Source organism: Microbacterium sp. 10M-3C3 (genome assembly GCF_003931875.1).
Lineage (GTDB): Bacteria > Actinomycetota > Actinomycetes > Actinomycetales > Microbacteriaceae > Microbacterium.
Genome location: NZ_CP034245.1, coordinates 18,652 through 34,293, shown reverse-complemented (window position 1 = coordinate 34,293; position 15,642 = coordinate 18,652). Strand labels below are relative to the sequence as shown.

The window sequence follows — 15,642 nt, the reverse complement described above, 5'->3', positions numbered from 1 at the left end:
GCGGTCCGCGACGGGCCGGCGGAGCCTCAGCCGCGCGGTGCCGACGTGGTATTCCCCTCGCGGAACGTACAGGTGAAGAGCAGCGATGCGGCGGTGGATCCGTCGAGCATCGCGGCCACGGCGTCGCCCGCCGCGCGTCCCTTCTCGACCGCGGGCTGCACCGCCGTCGTCAGCGCGTACGGCGCGAGACCGTCGACCACGACACCGTCGAACCCGGTCACGCTGAGGTCGTCGGGCACGCGGAGCCCGGCCTCCTCGGCGGCGCGGATGACGCCCGCGGCGAGCAGGTCGCTCTGCGCGATCACCGCGGTCGGCCGCTCCCCTGACGCCGCGAGGATTGCGCGGCCCGCGGCCAGCCCCTCGTCGATCAGGCTCGCGCCGGCGGCGTACGCGGGCGCGTCGGGGAACACGTCCCGCGCGCCCGCGAGGCGGTCGGCGGCGACCTCGACCCGGATGTCGCGCTCGGCCTCCGCATCGAGCCAACCGGGGCGCCGCTCGGCGGTGGTACCGAGCGTGACGATCGCCACGCGGCGGTGGCCGAGGCCCGCGAGGTGGCTCGCCAGCTGGCGCTGCGCCTCGCGATTGTCCAGGCGGATCTGCGGGACCCCCGGGCCGCCGTCACCCTCGATCACGACGACCGGCACGTCTCGGGCGCGCAGGATCTCGAGCGACTCGCGCGTGCGCGCGTTGCAGCCGACGAGGACGGCGGCATCCAGCGGCGCGGTCGTGAGCGACGGCTCCCCTGGCGCATCCGGGTCGTCCCGCAGCAGAAGCACGCCGGCGCCCACGCGCGCGACGCCCTCCGTGAGGCCGTCCATCTGCAGCGTCATGACCGGGTCGGAGAAGGCGACGCCCAGACGCTCCTCGAGCACGACCGCGACGATGCCCGAGCGTCCGCGCCGCAGCGACGCGGCGCGGGGGTCGGGGCCGGTGTAGCCGAGCCGCTGGGCGGCGTCGAGCACCCGCTGACGCGTCGCATCCGAGACCGGCATGCGGCCGCTGAAGACCACCGACGCCGTCGATGCCGCGACGCCGGCCTCGCGGGCGACGTCGCTGATCGTGGCTCGGCGCGCCTTCATCCCGGCATCGTACCCCGGGGCCGTCACCGCCCGGCGGCGCGTCTCGAATCGATTCGGCGCAACCGGTACGCTGGCGGGATGGACCTGCAGCTGAGCCGGGCGCAACTGGTGCGCTGGCGCACCGCGATCTTCGCCATCTTCCTCGCGAGCGGCCTGAGCATCTCCACGTGGGCGTCGCGCGTGCCGGCGATCAAGGACGAGCTGGGCGTCGACAACCTCGGCATCGGCCTGCTCCTGCTCGCGATGGGCGTGGCCTCGATCATCGGTCTGTCGGTCGCGCCGGTCGTCCTCGCCCGCGTAGGCGCCCGGCGGGGGATGCTCGCCGCACTCCTGTTCGTCGCGGCCGGCGCCGCGCTCGTCGGCCTCGGCGCGGACGTGCTGCGCGTGTACGGCGTGGCGATGGCGGGGCTCATGCTGTTCGGCTTCGGCAACGGCGCCGTCGACGTCATGATGAACGTCGAGGGCGCCGCGATCGAGAAGTACACCGGCCGTACGATCCTGCCGCTGTTCCACGCGTTCTTCAGCTTCGGCACCGTGATCGGCGCGGCCGCCGGCGCGCTGGCCGCGTTCGCGGGAGTGGGCGTCGCGGTCCACACCGGCATCGTCGCGGGCGTCATCGTGCTGCTGGCCTTCGTCAGCGTCGCGAACGTACCGCCGCGCGAGGCCGCGATGGACGTGATGTCGGATGCTCCGCCGCAGCGGTGGACCGAACGCCTCCACACCGCCCTGTCCGCGTGGAAGGAGCCGCGGACGTACGCTCTCGGGGTCATCATGCTCGGCATGGCGTTCGCGGAGGGCGGGGCGAACGACTGGCTGCCGCTCGCCGTCGTGGAGGACCACGGGGGAGCCGAGGCGGTCGGCGCCGCTGCCCTCACGGTCTTCTCCGTCGCGATGACGGTCGTCCGCGTCTTCGGCGGCCCGCTCGTCGACCTGCTCGGCCGCGTGGTCGTGCTGCGGGCGCTCGCGGTCACCGCGACGGCGGGCCTCGTCCTGTTCATCTACGCGCCGAACCTGCCGCTCGTGTTCGTCGGCGCGGCGCTGTGGGGGATGGGCGCGTCCCTCGGCTTCCCGCTCGGCATGTCGGCGGCCGCCGACGACCCGGCCAAGGCCGCCTCGCGCGTGGCTGCGGCCGCGACGATCGGCTACGTCGCGTTCCTGTGCGGCCCGCCGATCCTCGGCTTCATCAGCGAGCACCTGGGTCTGCTCAACACGCTCCTGGTCATCGTCGGCTTGATCGTGCTGTCGGGCTTCTTCTCCGGCGCCGCGCGCCCGCTCGCACCGGCGGCCGCACCCGAGGCATCCGCCCGGAGCGCCGCCCGCGCGGAGGATTAGGCTCGTCGGGTGCGTCTCGTCATCGCCCGCTGCTCCGTCGACTACACCGGCCGGCTCAACGCGCACCTGCCGCTGGCGACCCGTCTGCTCGTCCACAAGGGCGACGGCAGCCTCCTCGTGCACTCCGATGGCGGGTCGTACAAGCCGCTGAACTGGATGAGCCCGCCGTGCACCCTCGTGGCCGAGGCCCCGGATGCGGCGGACCTCGAAGACGGCGTCATCGAGCGCTGGCGCGTCACGCACGCGAAGACCGGCGACGCCCTGCTCGTGCGCATCCACGAAGTGCTGCACGACTCGTCGCACGACCTCGGCGTCGACCCGGGGCTGGTGAAGGACGGCGTCGAAGCCGATCTGCAGCGGCTGCTCGCCGAACAGGTGTCGATCGTGGGGGAGGGGCTGACCCTCGTGCGTCGCGAGTTCCCCACGGCCATCGGCCCGGTCGACCTGCTGCTGCGCGACCCCGCGGGCGGCACGATCGCGATCGAGGTCAAGCGTCGCGGCGACATCGACGGCGTCGAGCAGCTGACGCGCTACCTCGACCTGCTGAACCGCGACCCGCATCTGGCGCCCGTCACCGGGATCTTCGCGGCCCAGGAGATCAAGCCGCAGGCGCGCGTGCTCGCCACCGACCGCGGCATCCGCTGCCTGACCCTCGACTACGAGGAGATGAAGGGCGTCGACTCGGGCCACCTCCGGCTCTTCTGACCTCCCGCCGCCCGCAGAATTCAGGCTCCGCCGCCATTCCGGGCGCATGGATGGCCGCGCGCGACGCCTGAGCCTGAATTCCGCGCGCTCCCCGCGCGGGTAGCGTGGGGGTATGCCCGTGCGCTCTCCCTGGTCCTGCGTCCTGTGGGACGTCGACGGCACGATCGTCGACGCGTCGGAGGGCATCCTGCGGCGGCTGTCGATCACGCTCCAGCATTTCGGGATGCAGCCCCCGACGCGCGGCGAGCTGTCGCGGTGGATCGGTCCGCCCATGTTCGAGTCGTTCCAGGCCAATGTCGGCATGACGCCAGAGCAGGCGGTCGAGGCGGTCGCGTTCTACCGGCAGCTGAACAAGGAGGAGGGCTACACCTCCAGCGCGAAGCTCTTCCCGAGCGTGGCCGACGTCATCGCCGCGGTCGCCGCCGCCGGCATCCCGCAGGCGACCGCCAGCTCCAAGCCCGAGGCCCAGGTCGTGGCGCTCATGGACCACTTCGAGCTCGCCCCGTACTTCACGGCCATGGTGGGTGCCACCCCGGATGAGCGCACGCTCAGCGCCAAGTCCGACATCGTGCGCGAAGCGCTGCGTCGCCTGGAGGCCGCCGGCGTCGACACGAGCCGGCCCGTGCTCGTCGGCGACCGGCACCACGATGTCGAGGGCGGCGCCGAGGTCGGCGTTCCGGTGATCTTCGTGCAGTGGGGCTTCAGCTGGCCGCACGAGGCCGAAGGCGCGCAGGCCAGCGTCGCGGATGCGGCGCAGCTGCAGCGCCTGCTCCTCCTGCCCGAGGACTGACGCCCGGCGCTCACACGATCATCCGCGCGGACGGCTCCGTCGCACTCTAGGGTGTGGGCATGGCCGAGCGTCCGACCGTCGCCCAAGTGATCGCGGGGATCCCGCGCCGCATCCCGGCGACCCTCGCCCTCGTCGCGGTGCTCCTCGTCGTCGGCGTGCTCACTGCGGCCCTGTGGCAGCCGTTCCGCAGCTCGCCGCTGTGGGAGCCTTTCGCCTACGGCCTGCCCGCGATCGAGGCGGGCCGGTGGTGGACGCCGGTCACCGGCACGTTCGTGATCGACCAGCCGTGGGTCTACGCCCTCACGATCGCGAGCCTGTGGGGCATGGCGTATCTGGAGTACCGGCGCGGCTGGCGCGTCGCGCTGGCGTACTTCGGCGTCGGTCAGCTGTTCGCGGTGCTCGCCGCGGCGCTCGTGCTGTGGGCGGGCGCGCTGCTGCCGTGGCCCTGGGCGCAGGCGCAGGCGGCGGCACTCGATGTCGGGCCGTCGGGCGGCGCGCTGGCGTGCATCGCGGCCGCCGTGTCGCTGTTCGTGGCGCCGTGGCGGCTGCGCGCGTGGATCGTGCTCGTCGCGTTCGTCTTCCTCGCGCTGCTGTTCTGGGGGAGCGTCGCCGACCTCGAGCACCTGCTCGCCGTGCTGCTCGTGCTCGGCGCGAGCCGGTCGCTCCGGCCCCAGCGCGTGAGCATGCGCGAGCAGCGCCTGCTCGCTTTCGCGATGCTCGTCGTGCTCGGCATCATCCAGCTCGTCACACTCCTCGTTCCGACATCGGGTCCCTTCGGCACGACCGAGCCGTACGCCGCTTCGTGGGAGGACTTCGCGATCGACGCGTTCCTCATCCTGGTGGTGTCGGACGGGATGCGGCGTGGTCGCCGCTGGGCGTGGGTCGTGAGCCTCGTGCTGGCGAGCCTGAACGTGCTGGTGGGGGTGCTGCTGGTCGCGGTCATCGCAGTCGCGGGTGTCACGGGTGTCGACGCGACGCTCGACGGCGACGTCAGCGCGACCCTGGCGACCTCGGTGCTGTGGACGCTGGTGCTCGTCTTCCTCGTGCTCGTGCGGCGCGCGTTCCGCGCGCGACGCAAGGCCCGACTGGGTCTCAGCCCGCGCCCCACACGCGACGACGTCAAGGCGCAGATCCGCGCCCACGGCGGCGGGACGCTGTCGTGGATGGCGACGTGGGACGGCAATGACTACGCGTGGTACGGCGCGAACGTTCTGGCCTACCAGCGGCGGGCGGGCGTGGCGCTCGCGCTCGCGGATCCGCTGGGCCCCGCCGCATCCGGCCCCGACGCCGTACGGGAGTTCGTGCGCGAGTGCGAGCGCAACGCCCTCGTCCCGTGCTTCTTCAGCGCGGGGGAGGAGACGCGCCGTGCGGTGCCTGCGGAGTGGCGGAGCATCGTCGTGGCGGACGACACGATCGTCGACCTGCCGGGGCTGCAGTTCACCGGGAAGGCGTGGGCCGCCGTGCGCACGTCGTTCAACCGCGCCGAACGGGAGGACATGGTGTTCCGCCTCTCGCGGTGGCGGGATGAGCCGTGGGGCGTGCAGCAGCAGCTGCGTGCGATCTCGGAGGGCTGGGTCGGCGACAGGGGGCTGCCGGAGATGGGCTTCACCCTCGGGACGCTCCACGAGGCGGCCGATCCGGAGGTGCGCCTCGCGCTCGCGGTGTCGCCGAACGGCGACGTCGACGGCTTCCTGTCGTGGCTGCCGGTGTACGGCGAGGGCCGGATCCGCGGGTGGACGCTCGACCTCATGCGGCGGCGCGACGGCGGCTTCGGCCCCGTGATGGAGTTCCTCATCGGCTCGTCCGCGAAGGCGTTCGCCGAGGAGGGGGCGCAGATCCTGTCGCTCTCGGGCGCGCCGCTCGCCCACGAGTACCCCGAAGGGGCGGGCGCGATCGCCGAGATCCAGGACTGGATGGCAGGCGTGCTGGAGCCGGTCTACGGCTTCGCGTCACTGCACCGCTTCAAGCAGAAGTTCCATCCGCGGTACGAGACGATGTACCTGCTGTACCGCGATGAGGGGGATCTCACCCGCATCGGCGCAGCGCTGACGCGGGCATTCCTGCCGTCCGCGACGCTGTCGCAGTTCGCGGGGGCGGGCTGGGAGCTCGTGCGCGGCGAGCGCTGAGCCCGCCGCGCACGCGTGGCTCAGAGGGGGCGGATGTTCTCCGCCTGCAGGCCCTTGGGGCCCTGCGCGATCTCGAACTCGACGCGCTGGTTCTCTTCGAGCGAGCGGTATCCGGACGCGGAGATGGCGGTGTAGTGCGCGAACACGTCAGCGCCACCCTCATCGGGCGCGATGAAGCCGAACCCCTTCTCTGCGTTGAACCACTTGACCGTGCCCTGGGTACTCATTACATGCCGTTCTGTGTTGCCGGAGCCGTCTGCCCCGGACACACCCACGCTAACGCGCATGGCGCCGCGGCGCACGGGATGGTGACACAAACGTTGCACGTGGAACATCGGCGGGGCCCGAAACCATACGACGCCCGGGCCGAGCGATGCGCTCAAAGCCCGGGCGTCGACGGATCCCCCCGGATATGCCACGCGAGCGTGGCGGAGATCACTCTACTAATAGATGCGTCTGTATGCGACCGGGAATTCCCCGTGTGACGGCAGGGTTCTACGGTGGTTCCGTGCCCCACATCGACCTGCGCGACGTCGACGACGATGACCTCGACGCCATCTTCGACATGATGCGCGACCCGCGCTCGGTGGCTCAGGCGGCGTTCACGGCCGCCGACCCCGCCGACCGCGTCGCATTCGACGCGTGGATCGCCCGCGTGCGGGCCGATCCGGATGCGGCGATGTGGGTCGTGACGGAGGACGGCGGCTTCGCCGGCACGGCGGGCGCCTATTCCACCGACGGCGCGCGCGAGGTGACGTACTGGATAGCCCCGCACGCGCAGGGCCGGGGCGTGGGCACCGCCGCGCTGCGGCTCCTCGTCGACCGCGAGCCCGAGCGTCCGCTGTATGCGCGGGTGGCGGCCGGCAACGCCGCATCCGCCGCGATGCTCGCGCGGCTCGGGTTCACGGAGCTCTCGCGCGACACGGCGTTCGCGCCCGGGCTGGGGCGCGACGCGGAGGAGATCCGTTTCGTGCTCCCGCCGACGCTCGAGTAGCCGGCGGCCGGCGCCCGACCGTCGGAGGATCGCACCGACGTCGGAGCTTCCAGGCCTGATGCTCCGACGAAGCCGCGCGGCTCCGACGTCACGGCGCGTCGCGGCCGGCGTAGACGAGCACCTCGCGCCGGTCGGCGTCGAGCACGAAGCGCAGGGCGCTGGCGTCGGGGAACTCCTCCCGCAGGCTCCGCGGGCCGCGGTCGAGGTCGATCACGATGCTCGCGGGGAAGGGCCGGGCCTCGCAGGCCCGCTCGCTGTCTCCGGCGTAGCTGTTCGAGCCGGTGTCCAGCAGCGCGGTCTCGTACGTGAAGATGCACCAGCCGCGCGCGGCGGCGCTCGAGGGCGGGATCGCGACGACCGTGATGCCCGCCATGTCGGCAAAGCCGATCGCGCGCAGGCTGCCCGGCTCGGGGAAGAACGACGGCCACGAGAAGTCGGGGTCCGGCGTGATCGTCGCGACGACCTCGCCGTCTTCCGCGGCATCCGGTGCGGCGCCGAACCCTGCCTGAACCGCGGCCCCCACTGCCGCCCCCACGAGCACGCCGGCCACCGCCGCGAGGACCGCGAGTATCAGGCGGCTCGGGCGGCGGACCGGATGCGGCGCCCGAGCTGCCTCGACGGCATCCACCTCGGAGGGTGCGGGGCCAGGCGGCGGCGTCACCGGCGCAGGCGCAGGCGCCGATGGAGCGGGCGCGGGGCCGACGGAAGCGGCGGACCGGGGTCGATGCGCGGCCTCGAGCTCGCGCAGGCGGCGGAGCGCCGCGGGGTCGAGATGCAGGTCGGCCGCGGGCCCGTAGGCGCGAGCGCGCAGCATCCGGAGTTCGTCGTCCTCGTCCATGCGCCCTCACTCGCTCGCGGCGCCCGCACTCGCATCCCGGGTCCACACCGCCCCGAGTGGGACAAGTCTCTCGCGCCGGCGCTACAGTGCGGCCATCGCCGGCGCACCGTCGGAGATCCGCGCCGACGTCGGATGATCCGAGCGCGAGGCTCCGACGCCGGCGCGATCCTCCGACGACGCGGGCGCCGACGCCACACGGCGGCGCATCGGGCCCACGCCCGGGAACGGAAGAGGCCCCGGGGATGACCCGGGGCCTGGTGGTGCGCGAGGGGGGAGTTGAACCCCCACGCCCTTTCGGGCACTGGCACCTGAAGCCAGCGCGTCTGCCTATTCCGCCACTCGCGCGAGGCGTGGAACGAGTCCGCGCACTCAACCTCACGAGGGTATCACGCCGCTCCGCCACACCCGGAATCGCGCATGAAGAGCCTGTTCAGGCGCGCTGACTACGATGTAGCCACCGGTCTGCCTGCCTGAAGGAGTCTCGTGGGGCTACTCGACAGTTTCGAGAAGGGTCTCGAGCGCGCCGTCAACGGCGCCTTCGCGAAGACCTTCCGCAGCGGCATCCAGCCGGTGGAGATCGCGTCGGCGCTGCGCAGCGAGCTCGACAAGAAGTCCGCGGTCGTCAGCCGCGACCGCATCCTCGCGCCCAACACGTTCGTCGTGCACCTCTCGCCCGCCGACGACGACCGGATGCGGCAGCTGGGCACCGCCCTCGGCGATGAGCTCGACACCCTCGTCCAGAAGCACGCGCGCACCCAGGGGTATTCGTTCGCCGGTCCCGTGAGCATCACGATCGACCGCGACGAGAGCGTGTCGACCGGCACGCTGCGCGTGGAGTCGCAGACCGCCGCGGGCACCGTGTCGTGGCGCGGTGTCGTCGACATCGACGGCCGCCGCCACCCGCTGACCAAGGCGCGCACGATCATCGGGCGCGGCAGCGACGCCGACATCACGCTCGCGGATGCCGGCACCAGCCGCAAGCACGTCGAGATCCTGTGGGACGGTGAGCGCGCGATGGTCCGCGACCTCGGCTCGACCAACGGCACGACGCTCGACGGCCGCAAGATCACCGAGGCGCCGCTGCCCCCGGATGCGACCGTGACGATCGGCCGCACGAACATCGTCTTCCGCGTCGTCGCGCAGGCCGCGCCCGTGCGACGACCCGACCCCGACGCGACCCGAGCGTTCACCGTGCGAGACGGAGGCCCGCTGGCGTGAGCGAGCTCACTCTCCTGCTGCTGCGCATCGGGTTCCTCCTGCTGCTGTGGTTCTTCGTCTTCGCGGTCGTCTACTCGCTGCGCGCCGACCTGTTCGGCGTCAAGGTGCGCAAGCTCCCGGAGGCCGCCGCAGCCGCCGCCCCTGCTCCCGCGCCCGTCGCCGCGCCCGCCGGCGGCGCGAACGACATGACCGCGCCGGTCAGCCGGCCGCCGGCCGCGCCGAAGACCCCGGATGCGGCGCCCGGCGCCACCGCGACCACCTCGACGGCGTCGCGCATCGTCATCACGAGCGGACCGAAGGCCGGGCTGGAGCTGCCCCTGGGCAACGAGCCGCTGACGATCGGCCGCTCGAGCGAGTCGGGACTCGTCATCCGCGACGACTACACCTCGAGCCACCACGCCCGCCTCGTGCTGTGGGGCGAGCAGTGGATGATCCAGGACCTCGACTCCACGAACGGCACGTTCCACGACGGCACCCGTGTGGCCGCTCCCGTCCCCGTGCGCCTGGGCGCTCCCATCAAGGTGGGCGCCACGACGTTCGAGCTGCGGAAGTAGACCCCGGACTCTTCATGGTCTTCCAGGGCTCGAGCGCCGCGATCTCGCACACCGGCAAGGTGCGCTCCAACAACCAGGATTCCGGCTACGCCGGGTCGAACCTGTTCGTCGTCGCCGACGGCATGGGCGGGCACGCGGGCGGCGACGTGGCCTCGAGTCTCGCGATCACGCGCCTGACGGTGCTCGACCAGCCCTTCGCCTCCACGGCCGACGCCGAACGCGCCCTGCGCGACGCGATCGCCGACACCGCGTCGGAGCTGATCGAGACGGTGGGCCGCAAGCCCGAGCTCGCCGGCATGGGCACGACCGTCAGCGCGCTCGTGATGGTCGACGACTACGCCGTCATCGCGCACATCGGCGACTCGCGCATCTACCTGTACCGCGACGGCGCGCTCACCCAGATCACGACCGACCACACCTTCGTGCAGCGCCTCGTGGACTCCGGCCGCATCACGCCCGAGGAGGCGCGCTACCACCCGCGCCGGTCGGTGCTCATGCGCGTGCTCGGCGACATGGACCCCGACCCCGAGGTCGACACGTTCATCATGCCCACCCAGCCCGGCGACCGGTGGCTGATGTGCTCCGACGGGCTGTCGGGCGTGGTCGACGACGCCCACACCGCGAAGGCGCTCGGACAGGGGCTCGCACCGGGCCGCACGGCCGATGCGCTCCTCAAGCAGGCGCTCGACGGCGGTGCCCCCGACAACGTCACGATCGTGCTCGTCGACGTCGGCGGCCAGCACCCCGTCTTCATCGGCACGCCGACGATCGTGGGCTCGGCGAGCAATCCGCTGGGCATCGAGGTGCCGGCGGCGCGTCCGGGCCGCAGCAGCTGGCTGCATCCGAACCGCCAGGCCGCGAACGAGCCGACGCACTTCGAACCGGATGCGGAGTTCCTCGAGGAGCTCATCGAGGAGGACCGCCGCCGGGCACGACGCCGGCGCATCGGCTGGATCGTCGGGTTCTTCGTCGTGATCGCGCTGCTGGCGGCCGCCCTGTTCGCGGCGTACTCGTGGACGCAGACCCGCTACTACGTCGGCGCTGACACCGACACCGTCGTGCTCTACCGCGGCGTACAGCAGTCGATCGGCCCGATCGAGCTGTCCTCGCCGTACGAGGACACCGGCATCCCGCTCGCCGACCTGCCGGAGTTCGACCGCGCGACGGTCGAGCGCACGATCTCGGCACCGTCCCTCGACGACGCGCAGTCGATCATCCAGCGGCTGCGGGAGACTGCGGCCGCCACGGGAGGGGGAGGATGAGCACCGACGCCCCGCTCACCCGGAGCACCGAGCCGGTCGCGGCCGACACGGCCGTGCTGCGCGCGCTCCGCCGCATCCGGGTGCCGCAGACCCAGCGCAATCGCGAGCTCGGGCTGCTGCTGTTCGCCCTCGTCATCAACGCGGGCGCCGTCACCCTCGTGGAGTTCGGCACCGGCCGCACGCCCGACGTGCAGATCTTCGTGTTCGGCGGCATCCCCGCCCTCCTCTCGATCCTGCTGCACGTCGTGCTGCGGCTGCGCGCGCGCGCCGCCGATCCGTTCGTCCTGCCGATCGCGACGCTGCTGACCGGGCTCGGCATGGCCGAGATCTACCGCATCGACATCGCCCGCGCGGCGACGGGCTGGGATGCGGCGACGACGAAGCAGCTCGCGTGGTCGACGCTGGCGGTGGCCGGCGCGATCCTCATCGTGTGGTTCCTCAAAAACTACCGGGTGCTCTTCCGCTACACCTACGTGTTCGGCCTCGCCGGCGTGCTGCTGCTCGTGCTGCCGTTCATACCGGGCCTCGGCACGGACCAGAACGCCGACGTGTGGGTGTCGGTGGGCGGGCTGTTCCAGTTCCAGCCGGGGGAGATCGCGAAGATCTGCCTCGCGATCTTCTTCGCGGGCTACCTCGTGCGCACGCGCGAGAGCCTGACGTCCACCGGCACGCGCTTCCTGTGGATGACGTGGCCGCGGGCCCGGGAGCTCGGCCCGATCCTCATCATCTGGCTGATCTCGCTCGGCATCATCATCCTGCAGCGCGACCTCGGCACCGGAACGCTCCTGTTCGGGATGTTCGTCGCGATGCTGTACGTCGCCACCGGCAAGACGAGCTGGGTGCTCCTGGGCGTCGTCCTCGCCGGAAGCGGCGCGTTCGCCGCGTCACGCGTCCTGCCGTACGTCGGCGCACGCTTCGACAACTGGCTCGACGCGTTCAACCCCGACCTCGTCAACGGCAGCAGCTATCAGCTCGTGCAGGGCATCTTCGGGCTCGCGCAAGGCGGATTGGTCGGCACCGGACTCGGGCAGGGCCGGCCGTACATCACGCCCCTGTCGCAGAGCGACTACATCCTCCCGAGCCTCGGTGAGGAGCTCGGTCTCGTCGGCGTCTTCGCGATCCTCGCGCTGTACATGGTCTTCACGAGCCGCGGCATCCGCATCGGCCTGGCCGGGCAGGACGACTTCGGCAAGCTCCTGGCCACGGGGCTGTCGTTCACGATCGCACTGCAGGTGTTCATCATGGTCGGCGGCGTCACGCGCCTCATCCCGCTCACGGGCCTGACGACGCCGTTCCTCACCGCGGGCGGATCGTCGCTCATCTCGAACTGGCTCATCGTCGCACTGCTGCTGCGCATCTCCGATGCGGTGCGCAGCCGCCCCCGGGTGGTGATCGGCTGACATGACCACCCTTCGACGCGCTCGCTCCGCTCGCTTGCTCAGGGACCGCCGGGTGTCCCACCCGAGGGGGTGGGACCGATGACCAAAGAGCTCCGACGCCTGAGCATCCTCATGCTCGTGATGTTCCTCGCGCTGTTCGGCTCGACGAGCGTCATCCAGGTGCTGCAGGCAGACAACCTCGCCGCCGACCCGAACAACAAGCGCGCGCTGTACGACTCGTACGAGGTGCAGCGCGGCTCGATCATCGCCGGGGGCACCGCGATCGCCTCGTCGGTGCCCTCCGATGACGTCTACAGCTGGCAGCGCACGTACGTCGACGCCCCGATGTGGGCGCCCGTCACCGGCTACATCAATCCCGTCCTGGGTTCGGCCACGGGGCTCGAGCAGGCGCTGAACCAGCAGCTGAGCGGCACCGGCAACTCGCAGTTCTTCTCGCGCCTCGACCGCATCGTGACCGGCCAGCCGCCGCGGGGCTCGAACGTCGAGATCACGGTCGACCCGAACGTGCAGCGCGCGGCGTTCGAGGCTCTCGGGTCGCTGCAGGGCGCGGTGGTCGCGATCGAGCCGAAGACCGGCCGCATCCTCGCCCTCGCGACGAGCCCCAGCTACGACACGAACGCGCTCGCGGCCCACGACAGCGACGCCGTGGAGGCGACCTACAACACGCTCGTGACCGACCCCGCGAACCCGCTCTACGACCGCGGCATCGGCGGCAGCCTCAACCCGCCGGGCTCGACGTTCAAGCTCGTCGTCGCGTCGGCCGCGCTGGCCTCCGGTCAGTACACGCCCGAGTCGACGTTCCCGAACGTCGCGGAGTACACCCTCCCCGGCACGAACACATCGATCCGCAACGCGGGCGGCGGCACGTGCGGCGGCGGCGAGAGCGTGACGATCGCGGATGCGCTGCGCCTCAGCTGCAACATCCCGATGGCCGAGCTCGCGGTCGAGCTCGGCGACGACGCCATCCGCGAGGAGGCGCAGAAGTACGGCTTCGACACGTCGTTCTCGCTCGCCACCGGCGCGACGGCCGCCAGCGCCCAGCTGCCCCTCGCGTCCACCCCGTCGACGTATCCGACCGAGGCGCTCAGCGACGACAAGACGGCGCTCACCGGCTTCGGTCAGGGCGACGTGCGCGCGACGCCGCTGCAGATGGCGATGGTCTCGGCGGGCATCGCCAACGGCGGTGTCGTCATGAATCCCCGCATCGTGGACTCGGTCATCGCGCCCGATCTCACCGTCGAGCAGACCTTCGGCGACAGTGAGTTCGGCCGCGCGATCGAGCCCGACGTCGACGCCCAGATGGTGGCCATGATGGTGGCCAATGTCCAGGACGGTGCAGCGTCCGGTGCAAGAATAGAGGGCGTCGACGTGGCCGGTAAGACGGGCACCGCGGAGAACGGGAACACGCGCCCGTACACGCTGTGGTTCACGGGTTTCGCCCCGGCGAACGACCCTCAGGTCGCCGTCGCCGTCGTCGTGGAGAACGGCGGAGGGCAAGGACAGTCGGGCAGCGGCAACACCCTTGCCGCTCCCATCGCGAAGAAGGTCATGGAGGCGGTGCTGGGACGATGAGACCGACGCAGGGTGTGACCTTCGGAGGACGCTACGAGCTTGATTCGCGGATCGCGATCGGCGGCATGGGCGAGGTCTGGGAGGCGACCGACCATGTCATCGGACGCACGGTCGCCATCAAGATCCTCAAGGACGAGTACATGGGCGACCCGGGCTTCCTCGAGCGCTTCCGCGCCGAGGCCCGCCACGCCGCGCTCGTCAACCACGAGGGCATCGCGAGCGTCTTCGACTACGGGGAGGAGAACGGCAGCGCCTTCCTCGTGATGGAGCTCGTCCCCGGCGAGGCCCTGTCGACGATCATCGAGCGCGACGGCACGCTCTCGACCGACAAGACGCTCGACATCGTCGCGCAGACGGCCGCGGCGCTGCAGGCCGCGCACGCCGCGGGCCTCGTGCACCGCGACATCAAGCCCGGCAACCTGCTCATCACGCCCGATGGGCGCGTGAAGATCACCGACTTCGGCATCGCGCGCATCGCCGACCAGGTGCCGCTGACGGCCACCGGCCAGGTCATGGGCACGGTCCAGTACCTCTCGCCCGAGCAGGCGTCGGGTCACCCCGCGTCGCCGGCGACCGACATCTACTCGCTCGGCATCGTCGCGTACGAGTGCCTCGCCGGCAAGCGCCCCTTCACGGGGGAGTCGCAGGTCGCGATCGCGATGGCGCAGATCAACGAGCAGCCCCCGCCGCTGCCGGCGACCGTGCCCGAGCCCGTCCAGCGCTTCGTCATGGCGATGATCGCGAAGAAGCCCGAAGACCGGCCGGCCTCCGCGGCCGCGGTCTCGCGCGCCGCATCCGCCCTGCGCCGCGGCGACCTGTCGGCCGCGATCGCCGCGGTGCCCGCGATCGCCGGTGCCGCAGCGGCGGCGGACGATGTGACGCAGCTGCTCACGGCGGGCGGCGCCGACACCTCAGCGGCGACGCGGCTCATGCCCGCGCCCACTGTCGTCGACCAGACCTCCTCGACGACCGAGGATGCGCCGGCGAAGAAGAAGCGCAGCCCGTGGACGTGGCCGCTGATCGCGCTGATCGCGCTCCTCGTGCTCGTGCTCGTCGGCACGCTCATCGCGTTCTTCGCGAACCAGGGCACGCCCGAGCCCGGCCCGACGCAGACCTCGTCCACGCCGTCGGCGTCGCCCACCCGGAACACGCCGAGCCCGACGCCCACGTCCGATCGCGTGAATGTCGACGGGCTCGGGCTGACCGGAAAGACGTGCGACGAGGCGCGCCAGATCCTCGAGGGAGCCGACCTCGTCGCCGACTGCCAGACCGGCAACGCCGCGACGAGCGCCGAGCAGGTGGGCACGATCTATGCGGTGAACCCGACCGGTCGGGTACCCACGGGGACGACCATCACCGTCACGGCGTATGGCGAGCAGACGCCGATCAACACGCCCGCCGCCGCGACCCTCCCCGCCACCGTGCAAGCCGGCTCGTCGGCGCAGGTGTCGTGGCCGGGGGCCAGCTGCCCCGCCGGCCTGTCGGTCAGCTCGTACAACCTGACGGCCACGAACGGCACGTTCGCGAACACGGGTCAGTCGACCGCCGCGTTCGGTGCGAACGCCCGCAACGCCCAGGTCGAGGTCGCCAACGCGCCCGGCGAGACCCTCACGATCACGTACACGGTGTCGTGCTCGGGCAGCGGTCAGCAGCGCGATTCCGGCGCGTCCCCCGAAGCCATCTCGCAGATCCAGGGAGGCTCGACGCCGGCTCCGAGCACGACGCCGTAGCGGTTAGGCTGTGCTTTTGATCCACCACGCTGGGAGTGCTCC

Annotated in this window: 14 protein-coding genes and 1 tRNA gene; 11 read left to right on the top strand and 4 right to left on the bottom strand. The window is 71.8% G+C overall.

Going from position 1 to position 15,642, the window contains the following annotated elements; translation table 11 throughout:
* Window positions 1–26 precede the first annotated feature (26 nt).
* Window positions 27–1,079, bottom strand: a complete 1,053-nt coding sequence (locus EI169_RS00170) for a LacI family DNA-binding transcriptional regulator (RefSeq protein WP_125129878.1) — start codon at window positions 1,077–1,079, stop codon at window positions 27–29.
* Between the two features lie 78 nt (window positions 1,080–1,157).
* Here EI169_RS00170 and EI169_RS00165 point away from each other — a divergent pair, with 78 nt between their 5' ends.
* The 4 genes from EI169_RS00165 (at window position 1,158) to EI169_RS00150 (ending at window position 6,032) form a co-directional block, all read left to right on the top strand.
* A complete protein-coding gene (locus EI169_RS00165) occupies window positions 1,158–2,411 on the top strand; it encodes an MFS transporter (RefSeq protein ID WP_125129876.1) in 1,254 nt (417 codons plus the stop codon).
* A gap of 9 nt (window positions 2,412–2,420) precedes the next feature.
* Window positions 2,421–3,116, top strand: a complete 696-nt coding sequence (gene nucS / locus EI169_RS00160; RefSeq protein WP_125129874.1) for an endonuclease NucS — start codon at window positions 2,421–2,423, stop codon at window positions 3,114–3,116.
* A gap of 112 nt (window positions 3,117–3,228) precedes the next feature.
* Window positions 3,229–3,906: an HAD hydrolase-like protein gene (locus tag EI169_RS00155; RefSeq protein ID WP_125129872.1), complete on the top strand. Its 678-nt coding sequence runs from the start codon at window positions 3,229–3,231 to the stop codon at window positions 3,904–3,906.
* 59 nt (window positions 3,907–3,965) lie between these two features.
* Window positions 3,966–6,032: a DUF2156 domain-containing protein gene (locus EI169_RS00150; protein WP_125129871.1), complete on the top strand. Its 2,067-nt coding sequence runs from the start codon at window positions 3,966–3,968 to the stop codon at window positions 6,030–6,032.
* Between the two features lie 20 nt (window positions 6,033–6,052).
* Here the strand turns inward: EI169_RS00150 and EI169_RS00145 are convergent, their stop codons facing one another.
* The gene (locus EI169_RS00145) at window positions 6,053–6,259 is read right to left on the bottom strand and encodes a cold-shock protein (protein WP_125129869.1); all 207 of its coding nucleotides are present in this window, start codon (window positions 6,257–6,259) and stop codon (window positions 6,053–6,055) included.
* Between the two features lie 281 nt (window positions 6,260–6,540).
* On the opposite strand from EI169_RS00145, the gene EI169_RS00140 reads away from it, so the two are divergent.
* A complete protein-coding gene (locus tag EI169_RS00140; RefSeq protein WP_125129867.1) occupies window positions 6,541–7,026 on the top strand; it encodes a GNAT family N-acetyltransferase in 486 nt (161 codons plus the stop codon).
* 88 nt (window positions 7,027–7,114) lie between these two features.
* Here the strand turns inward: EI169_RS00140 and EI169_RS00135 are convergent, their stop codons facing one another.
* Complete coding sequence (locus tag EI169_RS00135) at window positions 7,115–7,864, bottom strand: hypothetical protein (RefSeq protein ID WP_125129865.1); 750 nt, start codon at window positions 7,862–7,864, stop codon at window positions 7,115–7,117.
* 258 nt (window positions 7,865–8,122) lie between these two features.
* A tRNA-Leu gene (locus EI169_RS00130) sits at window positions 8,123–8,209 on the bottom strand.
* A 138-nt stretch (window positions 8,210–8,347) separates the two neighbouring features.
* Here EI169_RS00130 and EI169_RS00125 point away from each other — a divergent pair.
* From EI169_RS00125 to EI169_RS00100, 6 genes are all read left to right on the top strand, one after another.
* Window positions 8,348–9,082 (top strand): DUF3662 and FHA domain-containing protein, encoded by a 735-nt coding sequence (locus EI169_RS00125; protein WP_125129863.1) that lies wholly within the window; start codon window positions 8,348–8,350, stop codon window positions 9,080–9,082.
* On the top strand, window positions 9,079–9,636 hold the full coding sequence (locus EI169_RS00120; protein WP_125129861.1) for an FHA domain-containing protein: 558 nt from the start codon (window positions 9,079–9,081) through the stop codon (window positions 9,634–9,636). The genes EI169_RS00125 and EI169_RS00120 overlap by 4 nt, the downstream gene beginning before the upstream one ends.
* A gap of 14 nt (window positions 9,637–9,650) precedes the next feature.
* Window positions 9,651–10,898 carry a PP2C family serine/threonine-protein phosphatase gene (locus EI169_RS00115; protein ID WP_125129859.1) on the top strand — a complete coding sequence of 416 codons (1,248 nt, stop codon included), beginning with the start codon at window positions 9,651–9,653 and terminating at the stop codon, window positions 10,896–10,898.
* A complete protein-coding gene (locus tag EI169_RS00110; protein WP_125129857.1) occupies window positions 10,895–12,298 on the top strand; it encodes an FtsW/RodA/SpoVE family cell cycle protein in 1,404 nt (467 codons plus the stop codon). Before EI169_RS00115 ends, EI169_RS00110 begins: the two co-directional genes overlap by 4 nt.
* A 78-nt stretch (window positions 12,299–12,376) precedes the next feature.
* On the top strand, window positions 12,377–13,870 hold the full coding sequence (locus EI169_RS00105; RefSeq protein ID WP_125129855.1) for a penicillin-binding transpeptidase domain-containing protein: 1,494 nt from the start codon (window positions 12,377–12,379) through the stop codon (window positions 13,868–13,870).
* Window positions 13,867–15,600, top strand: a complete 1,734-nt coding sequence (locus EI169_RS00100) for a serine/threonine protein kinase (RefSeq protein WP_125129853.1) — start codon at window positions 13,867–13,869, stop codon at window positions 15,598–15,600. Before EI169_RS00105 ends, EI169_RS00100 begins: the two co-directional genes overlap by 4 nt.
* The last annotated feature ends 42 nt before the right edge of the window (window positions 15,601–15,642 follow it).